This is a genomic window from Acidimicrobiales bacterium, from assembly GCA_035630295.1.
Taxonomy (GTDB): Bacteria; Actinomycetota; Acidimicrobiia; order Acidimicrobiales; family Iamiaceae; genus Iamia.
The window spans coordinates 226,432-247,360 of record DASQKY010000042.1 but is presented as its reverse complement, the minus strand read 5'-3'; the positions used below and the strand labels follow the sequence as shown (position 1 = coordinate 247,360).

Annotated in this window: 20 protein-coding genes; 13 read left to right on the top strand and 7 right to left on the bottom strand. The window is 75.8% G+C overall.

The genetic code is table 11. From position 1 onward, the window contains the following. Nucleotides 1–510 precede the first annotated feature (510 nt). Nucleotides 511–1,440 (top strand): GGDEF domain-containing protein, encoded by a 930-nt coding sequence (locus VEW93_11430; GenBank protein HYI62401.1) that lies wholly within the window; start codon nt 511–513, stop codon nt 1,438–1,440. Nucleotides 1,441–1,484: 44 nt separating this feature from the next. On the opposite strand, the gene VEW93_11425 is transcribed toward VEW93_11430, so the two are convergent. After that, nucleotides 1,485–2,150: an alpha/beta fold hydrolase gene (locus tag VEW93_11425; GenBank protein ID HYI62400.1), complete on the bottom strand. Its 666-nt coding sequence runs from the start codon at nt 2,148–2,150 to the stop codon at nt 1,485–1,487. Then, on the bottom strand, nt 2,147–3,115 hold the full coding sequence (locus tag VEW93_11420; protein HYI62399.1) for an alpha/beta hydrolase: 969 nt from the start codon (nt 3,113–3,115) through the stop codon (nt 2,147–2,149). Before VEW93_11420 ends, VEW93_11425 begins: the two co-directional genes overlap by 4 nt. Before the next feature lie 100 nt (nt 3,116–3,215). On the opposite strand from VEW93_11420, the gene VEW93_11415 reads away from it, so the two are divergent. The 4 genes from VEW93_11415 (at nt 3,216) to VEW93_11400 (ending at nt 7,657) form a co-directional block, all read left to right on the top strand. Beyond that, a complete protein-coding gene (locus VEW93_11415; GenBank protein ID HYI62398.1) occupies nt 3,216–4,595 on the top strand; it encodes a hypothetical protein in 1,380 nt (459 codons plus the stop codon). A 75-nt stretch (nt 4,596–4,670) separates the two neighbouring features. Next, nucleotides 4,671–5,486: an RNA methyltransferase gene (locus VEW93_11410; GenBank protein ID HYI62397.1), complete on the top strand. Its 816-nt coding sequence runs from the start codon at nt 4,671–4,673 to the stop codon at nt 5,484–5,486. 90 nt (nt 5,487–5,576) lie between these two features. Continuing rightward, nucleotides 5,577–6,386 carry a glucose 1-dehydrogenase gene (locus tag VEW93_11405; protein HYI62396.1) on the top strand — a complete coding sequence of 270 codons (810 nt, stop codon included), beginning with the start codon at nt 5,577–5,579 and terminating at the stop codon, nt 6,384–6,386. 176 nt (nt 6,387–6,562) lie between these two features. After that, the gene (locus VEW93_11400; protein HYI62395.1) at nt 6,563–7,657 is read left to right on the top strand and encodes a DUF222 domain-containing protein; all 1,095 of its coding nucleotides are present in this window, start codon (nt 6,563–6,565) and stop codon (nt 7,655–7,657) included. 69 nt (nt 7,658–7,726) lie between these two features. Here VEW93_11400 and VEW93_11395 read toward each other — a convergent pair whose 3' ends face one another. Continuing rightward, nucleotides 7,727–8,959 (bottom strand): acyl-CoA dehydrogenase family protein, encoded by a 1,233-nt coding sequence (locus tag VEW93_11395; GenBank protein ID HYI62394.1) that lies wholly within the window; start codon nt 8,957–8,959, stop codon nt 7,727–7,729. Nucleotides 8,960–9,153: 194 nt separating this feature from the next. Here VEW93_11395 and VEW93_11390 point away from each other — a divergent pair, with 194 nt between their 5' ends. Then, on the top strand, nt 9,154–10,665 hold the full coding sequence (locus VEW93_11390) for an adenylate/guanylate cyclase domain-containing protein (GenBank protein HYI62393.1): 1,512 nt from the start codon (nt 9,154–9,156) through the stop codon (nt 10,663–10,665). A gap of 54 nt (nt 10,666–10,719) precedes the next feature. On the opposite strand, the gene VEW93_11385 is transcribed toward VEW93_11390, so the two are convergent. Continuing rightward, the gene (locus tag VEW93_11385) at nt 10,720–11,109 is read right to left on the bottom strand and encodes an MmcQ/YjbR family DNA-binding protein (protein ID HYI62392.1); all 390 of its coding nucleotides are present in this window, start codon (nt 11,107–11,109) and stop codon (nt 10,720–10,722) included. 43 nt (nt 11,110–11,152) lie between these two features. After that, nucleotides 11,153–11,707, bottom strand: a complete 555-nt coding sequence (locus VEW93_11380) for a sigma-70 family RNA polymerase sigma factor (protein ID HYI62391.1) — start codon at nt 11,705–11,707, stop codon at nt 11,153–11,155. A 101-nt stretch (nt 11,708–11,808) separates the two neighbouring features. On the opposite strand from VEW93_11380, the gene VEW93_11375 reads away from it, so the two are divergent. The 7 genes from VEW93_11375 to VEW93_11345 all read left to right on the top strand — a co-directional run bounded on the left by VEW93_11375 (nt 11,809) and on the right by VEW93_11345 (nt 19,462). Beyond that, nucleotides 11,809–12,426, top strand: a complete 618-nt coding sequence (locus tag VEW93_11375; protein HYI62390.1) for a hypothetical protein — start codon at nt 11,809–11,811, stop codon at nt 12,424–12,426. Between the two features lie 161 nt (nt 12,427–12,587). Continuing rightward, the gene (locus VEW93_11370) at nt 12,588–14,243 is read left to right on the top strand and encodes a copper resistance protein CopC (GenBank protein HYI62389.1); all 1,656 of its coding nucleotides are present in this window, start codon (nt 12,588–12,590) and stop codon (nt 14,241–14,243) included. 110 nt (nt 14,244–14,353) lie between these two features. Beyond that, nucleotides 14,354–15,115 (top strand): YcnI family protein, encoded by a 762-nt coding sequence (locus VEW93_11365; GenBank protein HYI62388.1) that lies wholly within the window; start codon nt 14,354–14,356, stop codon nt 15,113–15,115. Nucleotides 15,116–15,240: 125 nt separating this feature from the next. Beyond that, entirely contained in the window at nt 15,241–17,277 is a 2,037-nt protein-coding gene (locus VEW93_11360; protein HYI62387.1) for a protein meaA, read from the top strand. A 9-nt stretch (nt 17,278–17,286) separates the two neighbouring features. Next, nucleotides 17,287–18,273: a methylmalonyl Co-A mutase-associated GTPase MeaB gene (locus tag VEW93_11355; GenBank protein HYI62386.1), complete on the top strand. Its 987-nt coding sequence runs from the start codon at nt 17,287–17,289 to the stop codon at nt 18,271–18,273. Nucleotides 18,274–18,374: 101 nt separating this feature from the next. Further along, nucleotides 18,375–18,920 (top strand): peroxiredoxin, encoded by a 546-nt coding sequence (locus VEW93_11350; GenBank protein ID HYI62385.1) that lies wholly within the window; start codon nt 18,375–18,377, stop codon nt 18,918–18,920. After that, on the top strand, nt 18,920–19,462 hold the full coding sequence (locus VEW93_11345) for a carboxymuconolactone decarboxylase family protein (protein HYI62384.1): 543 nt from the start codon (nt 18,920–18,922) through the stop codon (nt 19,460–19,462). Before VEW93_11350 ends, VEW93_11345 begins: the two co-directional genes overlap by 1 nt. Before the next feature lie 111 nt (nt 19,463–19,573). Here VEW93_11345 and VEW93_11340 read toward each other — a convergent pair whose 3' ends face one another. Both VEW93_11340 and VEW93_11335 read right to left on the bottom strand, forming a co-directional pair. Next, entirely contained in the window at nt 19,574–20,335 is a 762-nt protein-coding gene (locus tag VEW93_11340) for a redoxin domain-containing protein (protein ID HYI62383.1), read from the bottom strand. After that, entirely contained in the window at nt 20,332–20,886 is a 555-nt protein-coding gene (locus tag VEW93_11335; protein ID HYI62382.1) for a disulfide bond formation protein B, read from the bottom strand. The genes VEW93_11340 and VEW93_11335 overlap by 4 nt, the downstream gene beginning before the upstream one ends. Nucleotides 20,887–20,929: the final 43 nt, after the last annotated feature.

Below are 20,929 nucleotides of genomic sequence, written 5' to 3'. Positions count from 1 at the left end.
GGGGCGGCCGGTCCCCCGGGCCACCCGGTGGCGGGCGGGGCACCGGCCGGGGCCGCGGGCCAGGCCGCGTGGGGCGGGGCGGGGGCGCCGCCGGTCGGCGCGGCCCCGGGGGGCGGGCCGGGGGGGCCGGCGGCCGGCGGCGGGCCGGGCACCACGGGATCAGGCGACGGGCCCGGCGGCGGAGGCAGGCGTTGGGTCGCCCCGCTCGGAGGGCCGGGTGCCACGGGGTGGGGTGGCGGGCCGGGGGCCACGGGATCGGGCGGCGGGCCCGGCGGCGGAGGCAGGCGCTGGGTCGCCTCGGGCGACGGGGCCGGTCCGGGAGCGCCGGGCGGGTCGGTCATCGCGTGTGTCCTCCCTCGGGCCGGGGCCCGGTCGCGGGCCCCCAGTGTGGCCCCTGGCCCCGGGCCGGCCCACCCGGCCGGGCCGGGGCGCCCCACCCGGCGCGCCGCCCGGCCCTAGCCTCCGATGCCGCATCCGCCCCCCGAGCGTCCAGGGGAAGGGAGGAGGGGCATGACGACAGGTGACCTCCCGAGCCCGGCGGGCCGCGGGATCGGGGCCGAGCGGGCGTGGGCCCGCCTGTCGCTGGTGCTGGCGTCCTCGCCCGACCTGGTGGCCCTGGCCCTCCGGGGCGAGGACCGGATCCTCTGCAACGCGGCCTGCGCCCGCACCCTCGGCCTCGGCCCCGACGCCACCACCGACCTCACCGGGCTGGTCGGCCGGCTGGCGCCGTGGGCTCGCCACCGGGCCCTCACCGAGCTGCTGCCCGCGGTGGAGGCCACCGGCACGTGGGAGGGCGAGCTGGCCGTGCACGACGTCGAGGGCGACGTGGTCGCCCTGTCGGTGGTGGTCGTCGCCCTCCGCGACGACGGCGGCGCCATCGACACCGTGGCCGCCATCGCCCGCGACGTCAGTGATCGTGCCGCCTTCGAGGACGAGCTGGAGCACCGGGCCACCCACGACGCCCTCACCTCGCTCCCCAACCGCACGCTGCTCCTCGACCGGCTCCGGGTGGCGGTGGGCCGGGCCGGACGGGGCCGGACCCTGGCCGCCCTGCTGTTCCTGGACCTGGACGGCTTCAAGGCCGTGAACGACGGCCTGGGCCACGCCGCCGGCGACGAGCTGCTGGCCCGCGTGGCCCGGCGCATCGACGGCGCCGTGCGACCCGGCGACACCGTGGCCCGGCTGGGCGGTGACGAGTTCGCGGTGCTGTGCGAGGACCTGGCCGGCCGGGACGAGGCGGTGGCCGTGGCCCGGCGCATCGAGGAGGCGGTGGCCGGACCCCTCCGGATCGAGGGCACCGAGCTCCGCATGACGGTCTCCGTCGGCGTGGCCACCTCCGACGGCACCCGGGAGGCCGAGGCCCTGGTGCGCGACGCCGACGCGGCCATGTACCGAGCCAAGGCCCGGGGCCGGTCCCGGGCCCCGATGGGGAGCGACTGACCCTCGCCGCCGGCCGGCGCGCCGGGCCGGGGGGCCGACCCCGCTCAGGCCGGGGCGGCGTAGGCGGCCAGGGCGTCGGCCAGCGAGCCCTCGGCCACGCCCGGGGCGCGGGCCACCGCTTCCAGCCACGGGGGGCGGACCACGGCGGCCACGGTGAGCGGGGTGTCCAGGCCCGAGAGCTGGACGGCCTGGTGGGCGAAGGAGACGGCGTAGTCGGGGGGCCGGACGTCGCGGCTGAGCTCGATCAGGGCGTAGGGGTCGGGCGGGCCGGCCGGGAGGCGGGCCCCGGCGATCATCAGCGGGGAGCCCGGCGCCGGCCCCCCGCCGGCCAGGCCCGGCCCGTCGAGCAGGACGGCGCCCCGGACCGCGGTGGGTCGGGCCCCGGCGGCCAGCAGGGCCAGGTAGGCGCCCAGGCCCCGGCCCACCAGCGTGGTGGGCCCGAGGTGGGTCAGCGCCTGGTCCACGTCGGCCATGAGGATCTCGGCCGTGTAGCCGCCGCCCACGGTGGGGCTGGAGGCGCCGTGGCCGGTGAGGTCCAGGCCCCACAGCGGGCCGGGCCACGCCTCCAGCCACGCTGGCGGCCCGTCGGGGGTCCGCTCGCCCAGGCCGTGGAGCAGCAGCAGGGGCCGGCCGTCGGGGCCAGTAGCCGGCCGCAGGGGGTGGAGGGCCAGGGCCACCCGGTTGTGGGTGAGGGTCACGGTGCCGGTCACGACAGGTGCTCCAGCACGAGGTCGGCCACCCGGCGGGGCTGCTCGATGTGGACGAAGTGGCCCACCCCGTCGAGGCCCACGAAGCGCCCGCCGGGCGGCAGGTGGGGCACCACGTCCTCGGGCAGCGTGCCCCAGCCCATCACCTCCAGGTCGAGGCCCAGCACGCACAGCACCGGCATGCCCAGGCTGGGCAGGCGCCACATCGACCACTCGGGGCGCCACGGGCCGAACCCGCCCATGCGCATGGTGGGATCGATCTTCCAGCGCCAGCCGTCGACGTCGCACCGAGCCCCGACGGGCACCAGGTAGCGCAGCCAGTCGGGGCCGAGGCGGGGGTTCATGCGGCCCCGGCGCTCGGCCAGCTCCTCCAGGGTGCCGGGCCGCCGAGCCTTGCCCGCGGTGCCGGCCCGGCGGTCGAGCCAGCCTCCCAGCTCCTCGGCCCGCAGCCGGGTCCGGTGGTGCTCGGGCACGTCGGGCCAGCTCCGGGCCGAGGGCAGGCCGTCCAGGTTCACCAGGCGGGCCACCCGGTGCGGGCAGGCCTCGGCCAGCTGGAGGACCAGGGCACCGCCCTTGCTGTGGCCGACGACGGGCACCGGGTCGGGGCCCAGGGTGGCCAGCACCGCGGCGGCGTCGCGGACGTCGGCCTCCCACGAGTAGAGGGTGGCGTGGTCGGAGTCGCCGTGGCCCCGCTGGTCCCAGGAGACGACCCGCCAGCCCCCGTCGACCAGGAGGGGGGCGAGGGTGTCGAACGTGCCGGCGAAGTCGAAGCCGCCGTGGGCCAGGAGCACGGGCGGGGCGTCGGTGGGGCCCCACTCCCAGACGCTGAGGCGTAGCCCGTGGCTGTCGACCCAGCGGTGGCGGTCGGGCCGGCGGGCCCCGGGGTGGGAGTGGTCGGCGGGGACCGGCGCCTCCGAGGCCAGGCGGGCCCGTCCGGTGGCGGGGGGAGCGGGGGCCGTCTCGGTCACCGGCGCAGGCTACCGCCGCACTTGACCGCGGGGTCAAGAGCGGTGGGCCCCGGCCGCCATTGCCCCCGCGCCACCGGGTGACCGGTAGCGTGGCGCCTTCGTGAAGCCTCCCGCCGCCCTCGCCCGCCTGCGCGGCGCCGGGCACCGCCACCTGCTCACCGGGTCGGCTCTGCTCGTGGTGGGGGCGGGCATCCAGGCCCTCTCGGGCGCCGTGTTCTGGCTCGTCGCCGCCCGGCTCGACGTCGAGGCCGACGTGGGGGCGGCGGCCAAGCTCTCGCAGTCGGTCCTGTTCGTGACCTACCTGGCCGGCCTGGGCCTGCCGGTGGCGCTGGCCCGCTACGCCGCCGGCCGCGACGACGACTCCGACACCACCTTCACCTGGGCCGCGGTGGCCACCGCGGTGGCCGCCAGCGTGATGGGGCTGGGCTTCGCCGTCGTGGTCCACGCCGCCAGCGACGAGTCGCCCATCGACGTGCTCACCGACTGGCACCCGGTGGGGGGGCCGGTGCTGTTCCTCCTCACCGTGGCCGGGGCCGCCCTGTCCATGATCGCGGATGTGCGGTGCATGACGGCCCGGCGCTGGAACCTGGTGATGGCCCGCATCGCCCTGGTGGGCCTGGCCCGGTTCCCGCTGCTGTTCCTGTTCCGGGGCCACGAGCACCGGGCCCTGTGGCTGTTCGTGTTCTCCTCGGTGCCGGTGGCCCTCTCCGGCTTCGCCGGGGCCACCCTGGCCCCCCGGTTCGCCGGCGGGCGCCTGCGCTTCCGGCCCCGGCCGGCCGCGGCCCGGGCCGCGGTGCGCTACTCGGCCGTCAACTACCTGTCGACCCTGGCCTACCAGGCCCCCTACTTCGCCCTGCCGGTCATCGTGCTGGCCTCGGTGTCGGGCGAGAGCTACGCCAGCTTCAACGTGGCCTGGGGCATCGTGGCCGTGGCCTTCTACGTGCCCACCGCCCTGGGCCAGGCCCTCCTGGCCGAGGGCGGCCGGGACGGCGCCCACCTGCGCTCGCAGGTCCGGCTGGGCCTGGGCCTGGCCCTGGGGCTGATGGTGGCCGGCGCGGCGGTGATGTTCGTCGGGCGCGACGTGGTCACCCTGGTCTACGGGGACGACTACGCCGATGCCGCCCGGGTCGTCCCGATCATGGTGGCGGCCGGGGTCCCGTGGGCCGTCACCTCGATGCTGCTGTCGGAGGTCCGCATCCTCCACCGCCACGTGGCCACGGTGGCCATGACCCTGACCCTGACCCTGGCCATCGTCATCCCGGCCCTGGTGCTGGTGCGCGACGACGGCATCGACGGGGCCAGCGCGGCGTGGTTCATCGGCAACCTGGTGGCGGCGGTCGTGGCCGTGGTGGCGTCGCGCCTCAGCCACCGGCTCATGGCCGCCGAGCCGGCCACCGACGACGACCCGGCCCTGGACGAGCCGGCCACCGCGGCCGACGCCGTCGAGGTCGGCATCATCGTGGCCGAGCACTCGGCCTGAGCCCGGGGGCCGGCGGTGGGACCGGAGCCGACGAGGCCCGACCGGACGGCGCCGGCCGGACCGGGGGGCGTCGACGTGGACGACCCCGACGACGAGCGGCTGGCCGTGTTCATGGGCCTGCGCGACCACGACCTGCGGCGCCGGCGGGAGGCCCCGGGCGGCGACATGGAGGGCGTGTTCGTGGCCGAGGGGGAGCTGGTGGCCGGTCGGGCCCTGGCCGCCGGCTACCGAGCCACCACTGTGCTGGTCGACCGGGCCCGCCGCGACCCGTTGCCCCCGAGGCTGGGCCCCGACGTGCCCGTCTACCGGGTCGGGCCGGCCGTGGTGTCCCGCATCACCGGCTACCAGACCCATCGGGGGGCCCTGGTGGCCTTCGCCCGCCGGCCCCTTCCGGACGTCGCCGCGGTGCTGGCCCCGGCCCGCCGGGTGATCGTCACCGAGGCCGTGGTGAACCCCACCAACATGGGCGTCATCCTGCGCAGCGCGGCGGCCCTGGGCATCGACGCCCTGCTCCTCGACCCGGCATCGTGCGACCCGCTGTACCGGCGAGCCAACCGGGCCTCCATGGGCGAGGGCTTCGCCCTGCCGCACACTCGCCTGGCCGACCTGCCCGGGGGGCTGGCCCCCGTGCGGGACGCCGGCTTCACCGTGGTGGCCCTGACCCCGGCCTCCGACGCCGTGGACCTCCACCGGTGGGCCGACGCGCTCGGCCCCGACGAACGGGTGGCCCTGGTGCTGGGATCTGAGGGGCCGGGCCTCACCCCGGCCACCGAGGCGGCCTGTGACGTGCGGGCCGGCATCCCCCTGGCCCCCGGCGTGGACTCGCTCAACGTCGGCGTGGCCGCCGGCATCGCGTGCTACGTCATCGGCCGGCCAGGGACGGGACAGTGAGCCCGGACCGCCATCGCCCCCGCAGGACGGCAGGGGCTCTCGCCGGGTCGTAACCTGACGACCCATCAGATCTCTGCCTCGGGAGGCGCCGTGATCCTCGACCGCTTCCGCCTCGACGGGCAGGTGGCCCTCGTCACCGGGGGCGGCCAGGGCATCGGCCGGGCCATCGCCCTGGCCTTCGCCGAGGCCGGGGCCGACGTCGTGGTGGCGGCCCGCACCGCGGCCGACGTCGAGGTCGTGGCGGAGGAGGCTCGGGCCCTCGGCCGCCGGGCCCTGGCCCTGCCCGCCGACGTCATGGACGACGAGGCCCTGGACGCCCTGGTGGACCGGACCGTCGCGGAGCTGGGCCGCCTCGACGTGCTGGTCAACAACGCCGGCGGCACGCCGCCCCGGGCCGCGGCCGACACCAGTCGCCGCTTCCTGGAGCGCGCCCTGCAGTTCAACGCCGTCAGCCCGTTCCTGCTCGCCCAGCGGGCGGCCCGGGCCATGGTCGACACCACGGGCGGAGGGGCTGTGGTCAACATCTCGTCCCGGTCGAGCCAGCAGGTGGTGCCCGGCTTCGCGGCCTACGGCACGGCCAAGGCCGCCCTCAACAAGCTGACGGTGGCCATGGCTGCCGAGTGGGCGCCCCGGGTGCGGGTCAACGCCCTGTCGGTGGGGGCGGTGGCCACCCGGGCCCTCGACGTGGTCATGGCCGACGACGAGATGCGCCGGGCCCTGGAGGTGGGCACGCCCATGGGCCGGGTGGGCCAGCCCGAGGACGTGGCCGCCGCCGCCCTGTGGCTGGCCTCACCGGCCGGGTCGTGGGTCACGGGGAAGGTGGTCGAGGTGGACGGCGGGGCCGAGGCCGCAGCCCTCTCGGTCCCCGTGCCCCCGTTCGAGCCCACCCCTCCCGGCTGACCGCCGACCACTGACGGCTGACGGTCGGGGGAGGCCGCGACAAGTCCAATGGATCGAACGTTTGTTCGTCAGCGGCTCGGGTACGTCGGCTCCATGCCGTTGGACGAGCTGCGCCGAGCGATCGAAGACGTGGACATCCCCGTCGACGGCGACGCCCTGGCTCTCAGGCGTTCCGGTTGTTGGATCGGTTGACGGCGAAGGTGTCCGAGGCTGCGGGGGCCTTCGATGCGGCGGAGCTGTGGGACGTGGAGGACGCGGCGTCGATGGCGTCGTGGCTCCGGGTGCGGGCCCGGCTCTCGAACCGGGACGCGACGCGCCACGCGGCGACGGCACGACGGTTGCAGGGGTGCCCGGTCACGGCTCGGGCCTGGACCGGCGGGGCGCTGTCGGGTGGTCAGGTGCAGGCCGTCGTGGCCAACGTGAACGACCGCACCGCAGGCCTCTACGCCGAGCACGAGGCCACCCTCGTGCCCGCGTTGGCCCCGTTGGACGTCCCCGAGACGGCGGCCGCCATGCGCGACTGGGCCGCCAAGGCCAAGGCCCTCCTGGACGAGAGAGACCCGATCGAGGAAGCGGGCCGGGCGCACCTGTCGCCGCTGATGGACGGACGAGGCCGCCTGGACGCGGACCTGACCACCGAGGGGTACGCCACCGCGCAGGCCGCCCTGCGCGTCGCGCTCGACCCCAAGCGGGACGACGACGCACGCACGCCGCCCGAGAAGCGCCACGACGCCCTGATCTCGGTGTTCCGGTTCTTCCTCGACCACCAAGGGATGCACGTCGCGGCCCGACACCGCCCCCACCTCAACATCACCATCGACCTGGACACCCTCACCGACCGCGCCGGCACTGCCCGCCTGCCCGAGGGAGCGACGATCGACGCCGAGACGGCCCGACGCCTGGCCTGCGACGCCGATGTCCACCGCGTCATCACCCGAGGCCGCTCCGAAGTCCTCGACTACGGCAGGGCCACCCGCATCGTGGCCGCCGCCCTCTTCACCGTTGTCGTCCTCCGAGACCGAGGCTGCCGATTCCCCGGCTGCGACCGCTCGCCTGATCGGTGCGACGCCCACCACGTCCGCCACTGGATCGACGGCGGACCCACCAACCCCCACAACCTCGTCCTCCTCTGCGCCTACCACCACCACGTCATCCACCGACCCGGCTGGTCCCTCACCATGGACCCCGACGCCACCGTCCGGGTCACCGACCCCGACGGCCGATGTCGCACTACCCGACCACCTCCCCCCACATCAGCCCTCGCCGCCTGACCCCGCGCAGAGCCGACGCGCGCCGGATCGAGCCCATGCGTTCCCGGAAACCCCAGCTCTGCGCCCCCGTCAGAGGGGCAGGTCGCCGGTGGCGGTGCGGGTGGAGCCGTGGTCCTTCCAGGCCGCGATGGTGCGCTGGGCGATGCGCATCTGGTGGACCTCGTCGGCCCCGTCGGCGAAGCGGGCCCAGCGGGCGTGCTGGTACATGGAGGCCAGCGGGGTGTCGGTCGAGTAGCCGAGGGCGCCGTGGACCTGGATCGACCGGTCGATGATGCGGCCCAGGGCGTTGGCCACGAAGTGCTTGGCCATCGACACCTCGCTCTTGAAGTCCACCCCGGCGTCGATCCTGGACGCGGCGTGCAGCACCATGAGCTTGGACTGGTACAGCTCCATGGTGGAATCGGCGATCATCCACTGGATGCCTTGCTTCTCGGCCAGCAGCGAGCCGTGGGCGAAGCGGTCGAGGGAGCGCTCGACCATCATGTCCAGGGCCGTCTCGGCCTGGGCGATCCACCGCATGCAGTGGGCCAGGCGGGCCGGCCCCAGCCGGTACTGGCCGAGCAGGTGGCCCTGGCCCCGGCCGCCCAGCATCTGGTCCTGGTGGACCCGCAGGTCCTCGATGCGGATCTCGGAGTGGCCGGTCGAGCCGTGCATGGTCTCGATCTGGCGCACCTCGGTCCACCCCTCGGACGGGATGTCGACGAGGAAGGCGGTGTTGGCCGCCTGGGGGAGGTCGGGGTCGTCCTCGGTGCGGGCCACCAGGATGGCGAAGCCGGCCCGGTGGGCGTTGGAGATGAACCACTTGTGCCCGTCGATCACCCACTCGTCGCCGTCCGGGTAGGCCCGGGTCTTGATGAGGGTGGGGTCCGAGCCGGCCACCTCGGGCTCGGTCATGGCGAAGCAGCTCATGACCCGCCCCTCGCACAGGGGCCGCAGGTAGCGCTCCTTCTGCTCGTCGGTGCCCCAGTGCAGGAGGGTGTGCATGTTGCCCTCGTCGGGGGCCTGGCAGTTGAGCACCCACGGCCCGTAGGTCGACTTGGCCGCCTCGGCCTGGACCATGGCCAGGCCCACGTGCCCCAGCTCCATGCCCCCCCACTCCTTCGGCATGTGGGGCAGCCACAGCCCCGCCTCCTGGGCCTGGCCCCGCATCTCGATGAGGGTGCGGACGTACTCGTCGCGCTGGTCGACGGTGTCGAGGCCGCCGATGCGGGCCTCCCCCGGCTTGACCACCTCGTCGACGAACGAGCGGACCCGCAGGCGGAGCTCCTCGATCTCGGGCTCGAGGGTGAAGTCGATGGCCATGGGGGCGCTCCTCCGGGGGTGGCGGGGGGCCAGTCTGCCCCGACCGCGCCCGCCCCGGGCCGGAGGTGCCACGCTGGGGCGGTGACGCCCGGCCGCCCCCCCGACCGGCCCCGACGCTGATGGGCCACCGGACCCGGGCCAGGACCCGACCGCCCGCCGAGGGGCCCCGCCTGGCCCGCCGGGTGACGGTGGGGGTGTCGTCCAGCAGCGCCGTCACCAACCTGGGGGCGGCCGCCGCCGCCTTCGCCTTCGTGGCCTGGGTCCTGCCCAGCGAGCCCCTCGACGACCCGGGCCGCGTCCTGCTGGTCAACACCGTGCTGGTCTCCGTGTGGGCGCCCCTGGCCGTGGCCGCGGGGACGGTGTGGGGGGCCCGGGTGCTGGCCCCCGCCCGTCGCTGGCTGGTCGAGGGCCGGGACCCGTCGACCGGCGAGGTCGGCGCCGTCCTGCGCACCCCCCGCCATCTGCTGCGGGTCCAGCTCCTCCTGTGGATGGCCTCGGCCGGCCTGTTCGGCCTGGTCAACGGCCTGTTCGACCCCCGGCTGATCAGCAGGGTGGCCTTCACCGTGGTCCTGAGCGGCCTGTCGGCCGGGGCCGTCACCTACCTGACCACCGAGCGGATCATGCGCCCGGTGGCGGCCCGGGCCCTGGCCCAGGGCGACGTCGACCGGCCCCGCCTGCCCGGCGTGGCCCTCCGGCAGGTGCTGGCCTGGGCCCTGGGCACCGGGGTGCCCCTGTTGGGCCTGGTGGTGACCGGCGTCTTCGCCCTGGCCGAGGGGACGGCCACCCGCACCTCGCTGGCCGTCACCATGGTCGTCATCGGCGGGGTGGCGCTGGGCGTGGGCCTGTGGGTCACCCTTCTCGGGGCCCGGGCGGTGGCCGACCCGGTCCGGGAGGTGCGCCAGGGCATGGCCCGGGTCGGCGACGGGGACCTGGACGTGGCCGTGGACGTCTACGACGCCAGCGAGCTGGGCCTGCTGCAGGACGGGTTCAACCGCATGGTCGACGGGCTGCGGGAGCGGGAGCAGCTCCGGGAGCTGTTCGGCCGGCACGTGGGCGAGGACGTGGCCCAAGAGGCCCTGGGTCGCGGCCCGGGGCTGGGCGGCGAGGTCCGGGACGTGGCCGTGCTGTTCGTCGACATCATCGACTCCACCGGCATCGCCGCCGGCCGGCCGGCCACCGACGTGGTCGACGTGCTGAACCGGTTCTTCACCGTGGTGGTGTCGACCGTCGACGAGCACGGCGGCTGGATCAACAAGTTCCAGGGCGACGCCGCCCTGGCCGTGTTCGGGGCGCCGGGCCCCCGGGCCGACCCGGCCGGCGCCGCCCTGGCCGCGGCCCGGCACCTGGCCACCCGCCTGGCCGCCGAGGTGCCCGATTGCCGGGCCGGGATCGGGGTGGCCGCCGGCCCCGCGGTGGCCGGCAACATCGGCTCCGAGGAGCGCTTCGAGTACACGGTGATCGGCGACCCGGTGAACGAGGCGGCCCGGTTGACCGAGCTGGCCAAGGACGTGCCCGGCCTGGTGCTGGCCTCGGGCGAGGCGGTGGCCGCGGCCGGGGGGACCGAGGCCGACCACTGGCGAGCCGGCGAGCGGGTCACCCTCCGGGGCCGGCGCCGGCCCACCGTGCTCCACGTCCCCGCCGGGGCCCCCTCGGGGGCGACGGCGCTCGGTACCGCCGTGGCCGGGGACGTCGCCGGTCCGGGCTGAACCCGGCGGGCGCAAATGGCAAGAGGCTGGAGCGAACTCGTCGACGGCCCCGCCTCACCCGTCGTCGGGACGCACCTGGCGAACCAGCGGGGCCGGGGCCACCGCGCAGTAGGCGTCGGTGACGATGTCGCGCACCTCGTCCCAGTCCACGTCGAGGTCCAGGCGGACGCCCAACCACCCCCGGTGCCCCACGTACGGCGGGACGAAGAAGCGCTCGGGCTCGGTGTCGACCAGGTCGGACTGGACCCCGGGCGGGGCCGCGCACCACAGGCCGAGGATGCCGTCGCCGTGGTGGTCGTCCAGGAACATCACGAACGTCTTCTTGCCCCGCACGAAGAAGGCGGGAGAGCCGTGGCTCGGTCGCTCCTCCACCTCGGGCAGGGCGTGGCAGGCCTCGCGCACCCTGGCGAGGACCACGCCGTCAGGATCGAACGGTCCGGCCATGCCCCGCAGTCTGCCTCGCCGCCGCCCTCGTCCGAGGCAGGTGTCAACCGTCGGTGCCGGCCGCCTCGTCCCGGGCCTCGTCCTGGACCGCGGTGGCCAGCTCGGCGCGGGCCCGGGCCACCCGGGAGCGGATGGTGCCCACCGGCACCCCGCAGGCCACGGCAGCCTCGGCGTAGGGCAGGCCGATCACCTGGGTCAGGACGAAGGCGTCGCGCCGGTCCGGGGCCAGGGCGGCCAGCAGGGCGTCCAGCTCCACGTCGCCGGTGGCCGGTGCGGCCCCCGCCTCACCGGCCGGGTCGGGCTGGGCCACCAGGCGCCGCCACAACCGCCGCTCGCGCCCCCGGCGGCGGATCACATCCGCGCAGGTGCGGCGAGCGATGCCGAGCAGCCAGGCCCGGGCCGGCGCCTCGGCCCGGTACCGGGCCAGGGCCGGGATGGCCCGCAGGTAGACCTCCTGGGCGACGTCGTCGGCCGACGGCCGATCGACCAGGTGGGCGGCCAGGCGCCAGACGTCGGCCTGCGAGGCCCGCACGAAGCCGGCCAGGCTGAGCTCGTCGCCGTCACGGGCCTCCAGGGCCAGGCGGGTCAGCGGGTCCACGACCCGCGAGCGTGGCGGCTGGCGACGGTCGTTGTCCACCACCCCGCGGGATCGTCGTTCAGGTTGGGAACCATCCTCGGCCCGGGAGCGACCTGGCCTCCATGCGCTGCCCCGACTGCCGCGAGGCCCTCTCCGCCCGGCTCGACCACGAGGCCCTCCCCCCCGGCGTCGACGACACCGCCGTCGACGTGCACCTGGATCGGTGCGGGGCGTGCCGGGCCTGGGCCGCCGAGGCCGCCCACCTCCACCGGGCCGTCCGGGTCCGCCCGGCCCAGGTGGTGGCCGACCGCACCGAGGACATCCTGGCCCGGGTGCCGGTGACGTCCCGGCCCCGGCCGGTGCGGGAGGCGGTGCGCTACGGCCTCCTGGCCATCGGCCTGACCCAGCTGGTCCTGGCCGTGCCGGCCATCTTCCTGGCCCAGGACGCGGAGGCCCCGGTGCACGTGGCCCGGGAGATGGGGGCCTTCGACCTGGCCCTGGCCGTCGGCCTGCTCAGCGCCGCCTGGCGGCCCCGCCTGGCCACCGGCCTCCTGCCCTTCGCCGGCGCCCTGGCCGGGGCCATGGCCGTGACCGCCGGGGTCGACATGGCCCAGGGGGCCACCCTGGCCTTCACCGAGGCCCACCACGTCCTGGACCTGGCCGGCGTGCTGCTGCTGTGGCTCCTCCCGGCCCGTCCGGGCCGGGACCTGCGGGGCGGCACCGCCCCGGCCCCGGCGTGAGCGCCCCCCCGACCGCCCCACCGAGGTCCCTCCTCGCCGGGCGTCACGTCACCCAGCCGCCGGCCGGCCCGCCGGGAGGGGCCGGCCGGGACACGGCGGATCCCGCCCGCCGCGGGCGAGCCCGGCGCCTCGTCCCCCGAGCCAGCCTCGCCCTCGCCGCCGTGGCCGCCCTGGCCGTCCTGGGGTTCGGGGCCGCCCCGGCCGGGGCCCACGCCCAGCTCCTCACCAGCACGCCGGCCGACGGCGGGTCCCTGGGCCAGGCCCCCACCGAGGTGACCCTGACCTTCAACGAGGGCGTGTCGGTGAGCGTGGGCCAGGTCCGGGTGCTCGACGCCGAGGGCGAGCGGGTCGACCGGGGCGGGGTCGAGGTCCGGGGCGACACCGTGACCGTGCCCCTGCGGGGCGACCTGGCCGACGGGGCCTACGTGGTGGTCTGGCGGGCCGTCTCGGCCGACAGCCACCCCATCGACGGGGCCTTCACCTTCGGCGTGGGCGACGGGGCCGAACGGCTCGACGACTCGGTGGTCGACGCCCTGGTCGGCTCCGGTGACGAGTCGGCGTGGCGGCTGGCCGGCACCGCGGCCCGGGTCCTGGCCTACGGGGGCGCCCTGCTGGCCACCGGGCTGGCCCTGTTCCTGGTGGCCGTGCACGACGGCGGGGCCGAGCGGGCCGGCCTGCGCCGGGTGGTGCGGGTGGCGGCCGGGGTGGGCGCGGTCGGCCTGGTGCTGGAGCTGCCCCTGCGGGCCGCCCTGGCCACCGGCCTGGGGCCCGACTCCATCACCGCCCCCGGGGTGTTGGGCCAGATCCTGGCCGACAACGTGGGCCTGGCCACCGCCGTGGCCCTGCTGGCCCTGCTGTTCGTGGCCGTCGACGCCGGGCGCGACCGGGTGGTGGCCGGGGCGGGGCTGGTGGCGGTGGCCACCTCGTTCGCGGTGGCCGGCCACACCGCCACCTCCTCCCCGGCGGCGGTGGCCATCGGCGCCGACGCCGCCCACGTGACCGCGGCCGCGGTGTGGCTGGGCGGGTTGGCCGGCCTGCTGGTGGTGGTGGCGGCCCGACGCCGGGCCGGCACCTCGCCGGCCCCGGCCGTGCTCCGCTTCTCGGGGGTGGCGGGCCTGACCCTGGCCGTCGTGGCCGTGGCCGGAGGCACCCTGGGCTGGACCCAGGTGGGCAGCACCCGGGCCCTGGTCACCACCCCCTACGGCCAGCTCCTGCTGGCCAAGGTGGCCATCGTGGGGCTGGTGGCCCTCCTGGGGGGCTGGAACCGCTACCGCCTGGTGCCCCTGGTGGAGCACGACCTGGACGGGCCCGCCACCGCGGCCCCGTCAGGCGAGGCTCCGTCGGGCGAGACCCCGGCCGCCGGCCGGGGGGCGACGGCCCTCTCGGTCCTGCGGCGCACCCTGGTGATCGAGGTGGCCCTGCTGGCCCTGGTGGTGGGGGTGACCGGTGCCCTGGTCGACATCACCCCGGCCCGCAGCGCGGTGGCCGCCCCCTTCGCCGACCGCCAGCCCCTGGGTGACGGCGAGGTGGCCATGGACATCGACCCCACCCGGGCCGGGCGCACCACCCTGCACCTCTACACCTACGACACGGAGGGCCAGCCCTGGGACCTGCCCGAGGGGGTGGAGGTCCGCTTCTCCCTCCCGGCCGCGGAGGTCGCCGGCCTGGAGCGGACGCCCGCCCCCACCGGGCCCGGCCACTGGACCCTGATCAGCGACGACCTCTCCATCGGTGGCACCTGGACCGTCGAGGTGGCGGCCCGGACCTCCCTCTACGAGGAGGAGATCGCCACCTTCCAGGTCCGCATCGTCGCCTGAGGCCACCTGCTCCCTCCCGCCCCCGCTGCTGGCCGGCCCGGCCGCTCTCCGCTCGTCTCCCCTTCGACATCTTCCCTCCACCCTCCGTCCCACCCACAGGAGATCCCACCATGACCACCCGCACCGCCCGCCTGGGGCTCGGCCTGCTCGCCGCCGGGGCCCTGGCCCTGGGCCTGGCCACCCCGGCCGGGGCCCACGTCACCGCGGACAAGGACACCGTGCCGGCCGGCGGCTCGACCACCCTCTCGTTCACGGTGGGCCACGGCTGCGAGGACTCGCCCACCCGCCAGATCGCGGTCCAGGTCCCCGAGGGCGTCCTCAACGCCGCGCCCCAGGTCCTGGCCGGCTGGGACGTCGAGGCCACCGAGACGGCGCTGGACGAGCCGGTGGAGAGCAGCCACGGCGAGCCCCAGACCGAGCGCGTCTCGGAGATCACCTGGACGGCCCAGGACGGCAACGAGCTCGACCCCCACTTCCGCCAGGTGTTCACCATCGGGTTCACGGCCCCCGAGGAGGTGGGCCAGCGCCTCCAGTTCGGCGTGATCCAGACCTGCGTCGAGGGGGAGACGGCCTGGATCGAGGACACCCCCGAGGGCGGTGAGGAGCCCGAGAGCCCGGCGCCCTTCGTCACCGTGGGAGAGGCCGAGGCCGGCGACGGCCACGACGCCACCGAACCGGCCGACGACGGCGACGCCGCCACCAGCAGCGACGCCGAGGCGGCGGCCGGTACCCCGGCCTCCTCCACCGGGTCGGACGACGGTGACGACAGCGACGGCGGCACGAACGGCCTGGCCATCGCCGGGATCGTGCTGGGCCTGCTGGGCCTGGCCGCCGGGGGCACCGCCCTGCTGCGGAGCCGCCCCGCCTCCTGACCGGCGGATCCCCTCCCCCGATCCGGTGTCGGGTCGGCTGCTCCGGCTGCCGGTCCGGCGCCCGCCCCCGTTCCGGGCCCGGCCCGGGCTGGGGGGTCCCGGTGGGGCGGGCGTAGCCTTCGGGCATGAGCGACGACACGCCGCAGGAGCGCCAGGCGCACCGCCTCCACGACGCCGACGGGGAGCCCGTCCGGGACCGGCCGTGGATCATCCGCACCTACTCGGGGCACTCCAGCCCTCGGGCCTCCAACGCCCTGTACCGGGCCAACCTGGCCGCCGGCCAGACCGGCCTGTCGATCGCCTTCGACCTGCCCACCCAGTGCGGCTACGACTCCGACGACCCCATCGCCCGCCCCGAGGTGGGCAAGGTCGGCGTGCCCATCAACAGCCTCGACGACATGCACGTGCTGTTCGACGAGATCCCCATCGAGAAGATGAACACCTCGATGACCATCAACGGCACGGCCATGTGGCTGCTGGCCCTGTACGTGGCCCTGGCCCGGGAGCGCGGGGTCGACGTGGCCCAGCTCACCGGCACCACCCAGAACGACCTCATCAAGGAGTACCTGGCCCGGGGGACCTACATCTTCCCCCCGGAGGAGAGCCTGCGGATCATCGCCGAGATGTACGAGTACTGCCTGGAGGAGATCCCCAAGTGGAACGCCTCCAACATCTGCTCGTACCACCTGCAGGAGGCGGCGGCCACGCCCACCCAGGAGCTGGCCTTCGCCCTGGCCAACGCCATCAGCCTGCTCGATCTCATCAAGGAGCGGGGCCACTTCACCGACGAGCAGTTCAGCCGGGCCGTGGGGCGCATCAGCTTCTTCGTCAACGCCGGCATCCGGTTCGTCGAGGAGATGTGCAAGATGCGCGCCTTCGGCGAGCTGTGGGACGAGTACTGCCGGGACCGCTTCGGCGTCGAGGACCCGAAGTACCGCCGCTTCCGCTACGGCGTGCAGGTCAACTCGCTGGGCCTGACCGAGAGCCAGCCCGAGAACAACGCCTGGCGCATCCTCATCGAGGCCCTGGGGGTCACCCTCAGCCGCGACGCCCGGGCCCGGGCCGTGCAGCTCCCGGCCTGGAACGAGGCCCTGTCCCTGCCCCGCCCCTGGGACCAGCAGTGGTCGCTGCGCCTCCAGCAGATCCTGGCGTATGAGACCGACCTGCTGGAGTACCCGGACCTGTTCGAGGGGTCGGTGGTGGTCGAGTCCAAGGTGGCCGAGCTGAAGCGCGACGCCAAGGCCGAGATCGAGGCCATCCTGGGCATGGGCGGCGTCATCCCCGCCATCGAGTCGGGGTACCTGAAGTCGGCCCTGGTCCGCTCCATGAGCGAGCGCATGACCGCCATCAACAGCGGCGAGCAGATCGTGGTCGGCCTCAACCGGTGGACCGAGGGCCTGCCCTCGCCCCTGCTGGCCGGCGACGACGGCGGCCTGTTCACCCTGGACGAGTCGGCCATCGCCGAGGCCCTGGGCAACCTGGACGCGGTCCGGGCCGCCCGGGACGAGGACCGGGCCCAGTCCGCCCTGGAGGCCCTCAAGGCCGCCGCCCGCGACGGCTCGTCGATGATGGAGCCGTCCATCGAGTGCGCCCTGGCCCGGGTCACCACCGGCGAGTGGGCCGGGGCCCTGCGCCAGGTGTTCGGCGAGTACCGCCCGGCCACCGGCGTCGAGGGCCAGAAGCTGGGCCTGGGCGGCGACCGGGTCGACGACCTGCGGGCCCGGGTGCAGGGCCTGGCCGACCGGCTGGGCCACCGGCCCAAGGTGCTGGTGGGCAAGCCCGGCCTGGACGGCCACTCCAACGGGGCCGAGGTCATCGCCGTGTCGGCCCGCCACGTGGGCTTCGACGTCGTGTACTCCGGCATCCGCCTCAGCCCCGGCGAGATCGTCCAGTCGGCGGTGGAGGAGGGCGTGGACCTCATCGGGGCCTCGGTCCTCTCCGGCAGCCACGTGGAGCTGGCCCAGCAGATCATCGACGGCCTGCGCCAGCACGGGGCCGACGTCCACGTCGTGTTCGGCGGGATCATCCCCCAGGGCGACGTCGAGAAGCTGAAGGCCATCGGCGTCGAGCAGGTGTTCACGCCGGCCGACTACGAGCTGATCGACATCATGGAGCGCTTCGTCGCCATCATCGAGGCCGGCGCCGCCTCCGGCGCGGCGTGACCCGATCCGGTGGGTGACCACGCCGAGGGGAGCGCGCTGGAGGAGCTGGTCGAGCGGGCCCGAGGCCTGGACAAGCACGCCGTCTCCCGGCTCATCGGGGTCTTCGAGGACTCACGGCCCGAGTCTGCGCCCCGCCGGGCCCGGGCCCTGGACCTGCTCGACACCGCGGCCGGGGGCGAGGCCTCGCCCTGCACGGTGCTGGGGGTGACCGGGACCCCGGGCTCGGGCAAGTCCAGCCTCCTGGCCCGGGTCACGGTGGAGATGCTGCGGGCCGAGCCCGAGCTCACGGTGGCCGTGCTGGCCATCGACCCGTCCAGCGCGGTGTCCGGCGGGGCCCTGCTCGGCGACCGGACCCGGATGCGCAGCCCCCTCGACGACCGGCGCCTGTTCTTCCGCAGCCAGGCCTCGGCCGCCGAGCTGGGGGGCCTGTCGCCCTCCAGCTTCCAGGTGTGCCGGCTGCTGACCCGCCTGTTCCGCTGCGTGCTGGTGGAGACGGTGGGCATCGGCCAGAGCGAGGCCGACGTCCGCCACCTGGCCGACCGGGTGTACCTGGTGCTCCAGCCCCTGGGGGGCGACGAGGTCCAGTTCCTGAAGGCCGGCATCGTCGAGGTGCCCGACGCCTTCGTGCTCAACAAGTGCGACGAACCCACCGCCGGGCGCAGCTACCACCACCTGACGGCCAGCCTGGGCCTGGCCCGCCCCTTCGACGCGGAGCCGCCCGAGGTCCACCGCACCAGCGCCCGCACCGGGCTGGGCGTTCCCGAGCTGGCCGCCGCCCTGCTCGACGAGGTGGCCACCGGCACGCCCCGATCCCATGCCGAGCGGGAGCCCCACTTCCTGGAGCGCTGGGTGGACGACGAGTGGGGGCGCCAGGGTCGTCGTCACCTGGCCGAGGCCCTGGGCGGGGCCGGCGCCGTGCTGGCCTCCGCCGGTGGCTTCGACCAGGCCCAGCAGGCCTTCGACTCCAGCCTCCGCGCCGCCCTGGCCGGCGGCTGATCCTCCCCGCCCGGGTTGGGAACCGAGATTGTGTCTGTAGTTTGATAAGCACACCTAACAACTGCACCGGGGCCGGTCCGCCGGCCCACACAGGAGGATCTATGAAGACCGTCGGAGAGACCCTCGAGCCATTCAAGGTCGTGGGCGTGAAGCCCGGCTTCAACGACCACGAGCAGGGGGGCGAGTCCGCCTTCGAGGACATCACCGAGGCCAGCTTCGAGGGCAAGTGGAAGGTCATCTTCTTCTACCCGAAGGACTTCACCTTCGTCTGCCCCACCGAGATCGCGGCCTTCGCCAAGCTCAACGCCGAGTTCGCCGACCGCGACGCCGTGGTCCTGGGCGGCTCGACCGACAACGAGTTCACCAAGCTGGCCTGGCGCCGCGATCACCCGGACCTGGACAAGCTCGACCAGTGGAGCTTCGCCGACAGCACCGGCTCGCTGGTCGACCAGCTCGGCGTCCGCTCCCCCGAGGGCGTCGCCCTCCGGGCCACCTTCGTCGTCGACCCCGACAACACCATCCAGCACGTCTCGGTCAACAACCTCAACGTGGGCCGCAACCCGTCCGAGACGCTCCGCATCCTCGACGGGCTCCAGACCGACGAGCTGTGCCCCTGCAACCGGTCCCTGGGCGGGGACACGCTCTGATGGCGACGCTGGCCGACGTCCTGGCCCCGGTCAAAGCGGTGATCCCCGACGAGGCCAAGGACCTGCGCCTCAACCTCGGATCGGTCATCGAGCGCAGCGCCCTCGACCTGGAGGAGGCCCTGGGGGCGGCGCTGGCCGCCGCCGTCATGGCCCGCTCCCGCGACCTGGTCGAGGCGTTCGAGGCCGCCGACGAGCTGCCGGCCACCCAGGCCGCCGGGGCCCGGACGGCGGCTGCCCTCATGGCCATGAACACCACGTGGTACCCGTTCCCCGAGCTGTCCGACGACGCCGAGCTCCAGACGGCACCGGCCGGCCTGCGGATGAACGCCTTCACCACCCACGGCGGGGTGGGCCGCGAGCGCTTCGAGCTCTACGCCCTGGCCGCCGCCATCGTGGGCCAGTGCCACACCTGCATCGCCTCCCACGTGGCCGAGCTGCGCAAGGCGGGGCGGAGCACCGAGGAGATCCGCGACGTGGGCCGCATCGCCGCCACCGTCACCGGCGTGGCCGTGGTGCTCGACACCATGGCCGTCCCGGGCTGAGCGGGTCCCGACGGGGCGACACCGGGCGGCCGCGCCCGGTGTCGCCCGCCATCGCTCCCGATCGGTGACCGGTCCGCACCTCGGGCGCTCCCCGACGGTCGGTGGCCCGGGTCAGGACGCCGAGGCGGCCTCGGCGAAGAAGTCGGCCAGGCCCTCGTCGCCCAGCTCCCCCGACGAGCGGGCCACGACGGTCCCGTCGCCGTCCACCGCCACCAGGAACGGGTAGCCGGTCACCCCGTAGGCCGCGGCGGCCGTCGCCTCCTCGGAGTCGAGCAGCACGGTCCCCGGCCACCCCTCGCCGGCCAGCCACGAGCCGGGCGGGTAGTTGGGGGCCCGGGGGTCGGTCCCGGTGGCCACCGCCACCAGCTCCACCCCCTGGATGTCGGCCTCGCCCCCGGCCAGCTCGACGATGCGGGGCACCTCGGCCTGGCAGTGCGGGCACCAGTGGGCCACGAAGGCGATGACGGCCGGGCCGGCGGTCGGCTCGACGGCGATCTCCGCCCCCCCGGGCGTCCGGCCCACCAACCGGGGGGCCGGCTCGCCCACCGCCGGGTCGTCGCCGTCCCGGGGCAGGCGCTCCAGGGCCGGGCCCTCCACGGCGACGGGCCCGAAGGCCTCCTCCCCGGGGGGCTCGTCCGAGGGGGCGTCGTCGGGCCCGGCCTCGGGATCGGTCACGGCCGCGGGGTCGGGGCCGGCGGTGGTGCCCCCGTCGTCGTCTCCCACCAGGACGATGGCCACGGCGGCCACCACGATCACCACCACCAGGGCGGCCACGGCCGCCGCCACCAGGGGGAAGCGGGAGCCGCCGCGGGCGGCATCGACGCGGCTGGGGCCCGGCGGGCCGGGTGGGTCGGGTGGGGGCAGGGTGCTCATGGGACGGGCTCCTCTTGGGACAGCGGACGGGGATCGGGGCCGGGGCTGGCGCTGGGGTGCCGGGCCGGGCGGTCGAGCACCAGCAGGGCCAGCACGAGGACGAAGGCCACGGTGGCCATGCGGGGGATGGTCCAGAACCCGAGCTCCTCGACCCAGCGGATGGAGCACGGGTTGGCCGGGTCGCACCCGCTGCCCTCCAGGCTGGGACGGATCTCCACCGCCCCGTGCCACAGGTTCACGGCCAGGCCCAGACCGGCCAGGACCAGGCCGGTGAGGCGGGCCCCGGCGTCGCGGCGCAGCGCCCCCAGGCCCAGGACGACCACCAACGGGTACATGGCGATGCGCTGGAACCAGCACAACCGGCAGGGCGGGAAGTCGGCCACCTCGCTGAGGTAGAGGCTGCCCAGGGTGGCCACCAGGGCCACCACGGTGGCGAGGGCCACGCCCTGGCCGGCCAGCTGGCGCCGCAGGCCGACCCGCAGCGAGGGCACGGCCACCCCGACCACCAAGCCGGCGAGCACCACCGAGCCCAGGAGGGCCAGCACGGCCATCAGGGCGGTAACGTCACCGGTGCTCACCGGGCCCGGTCCGAGC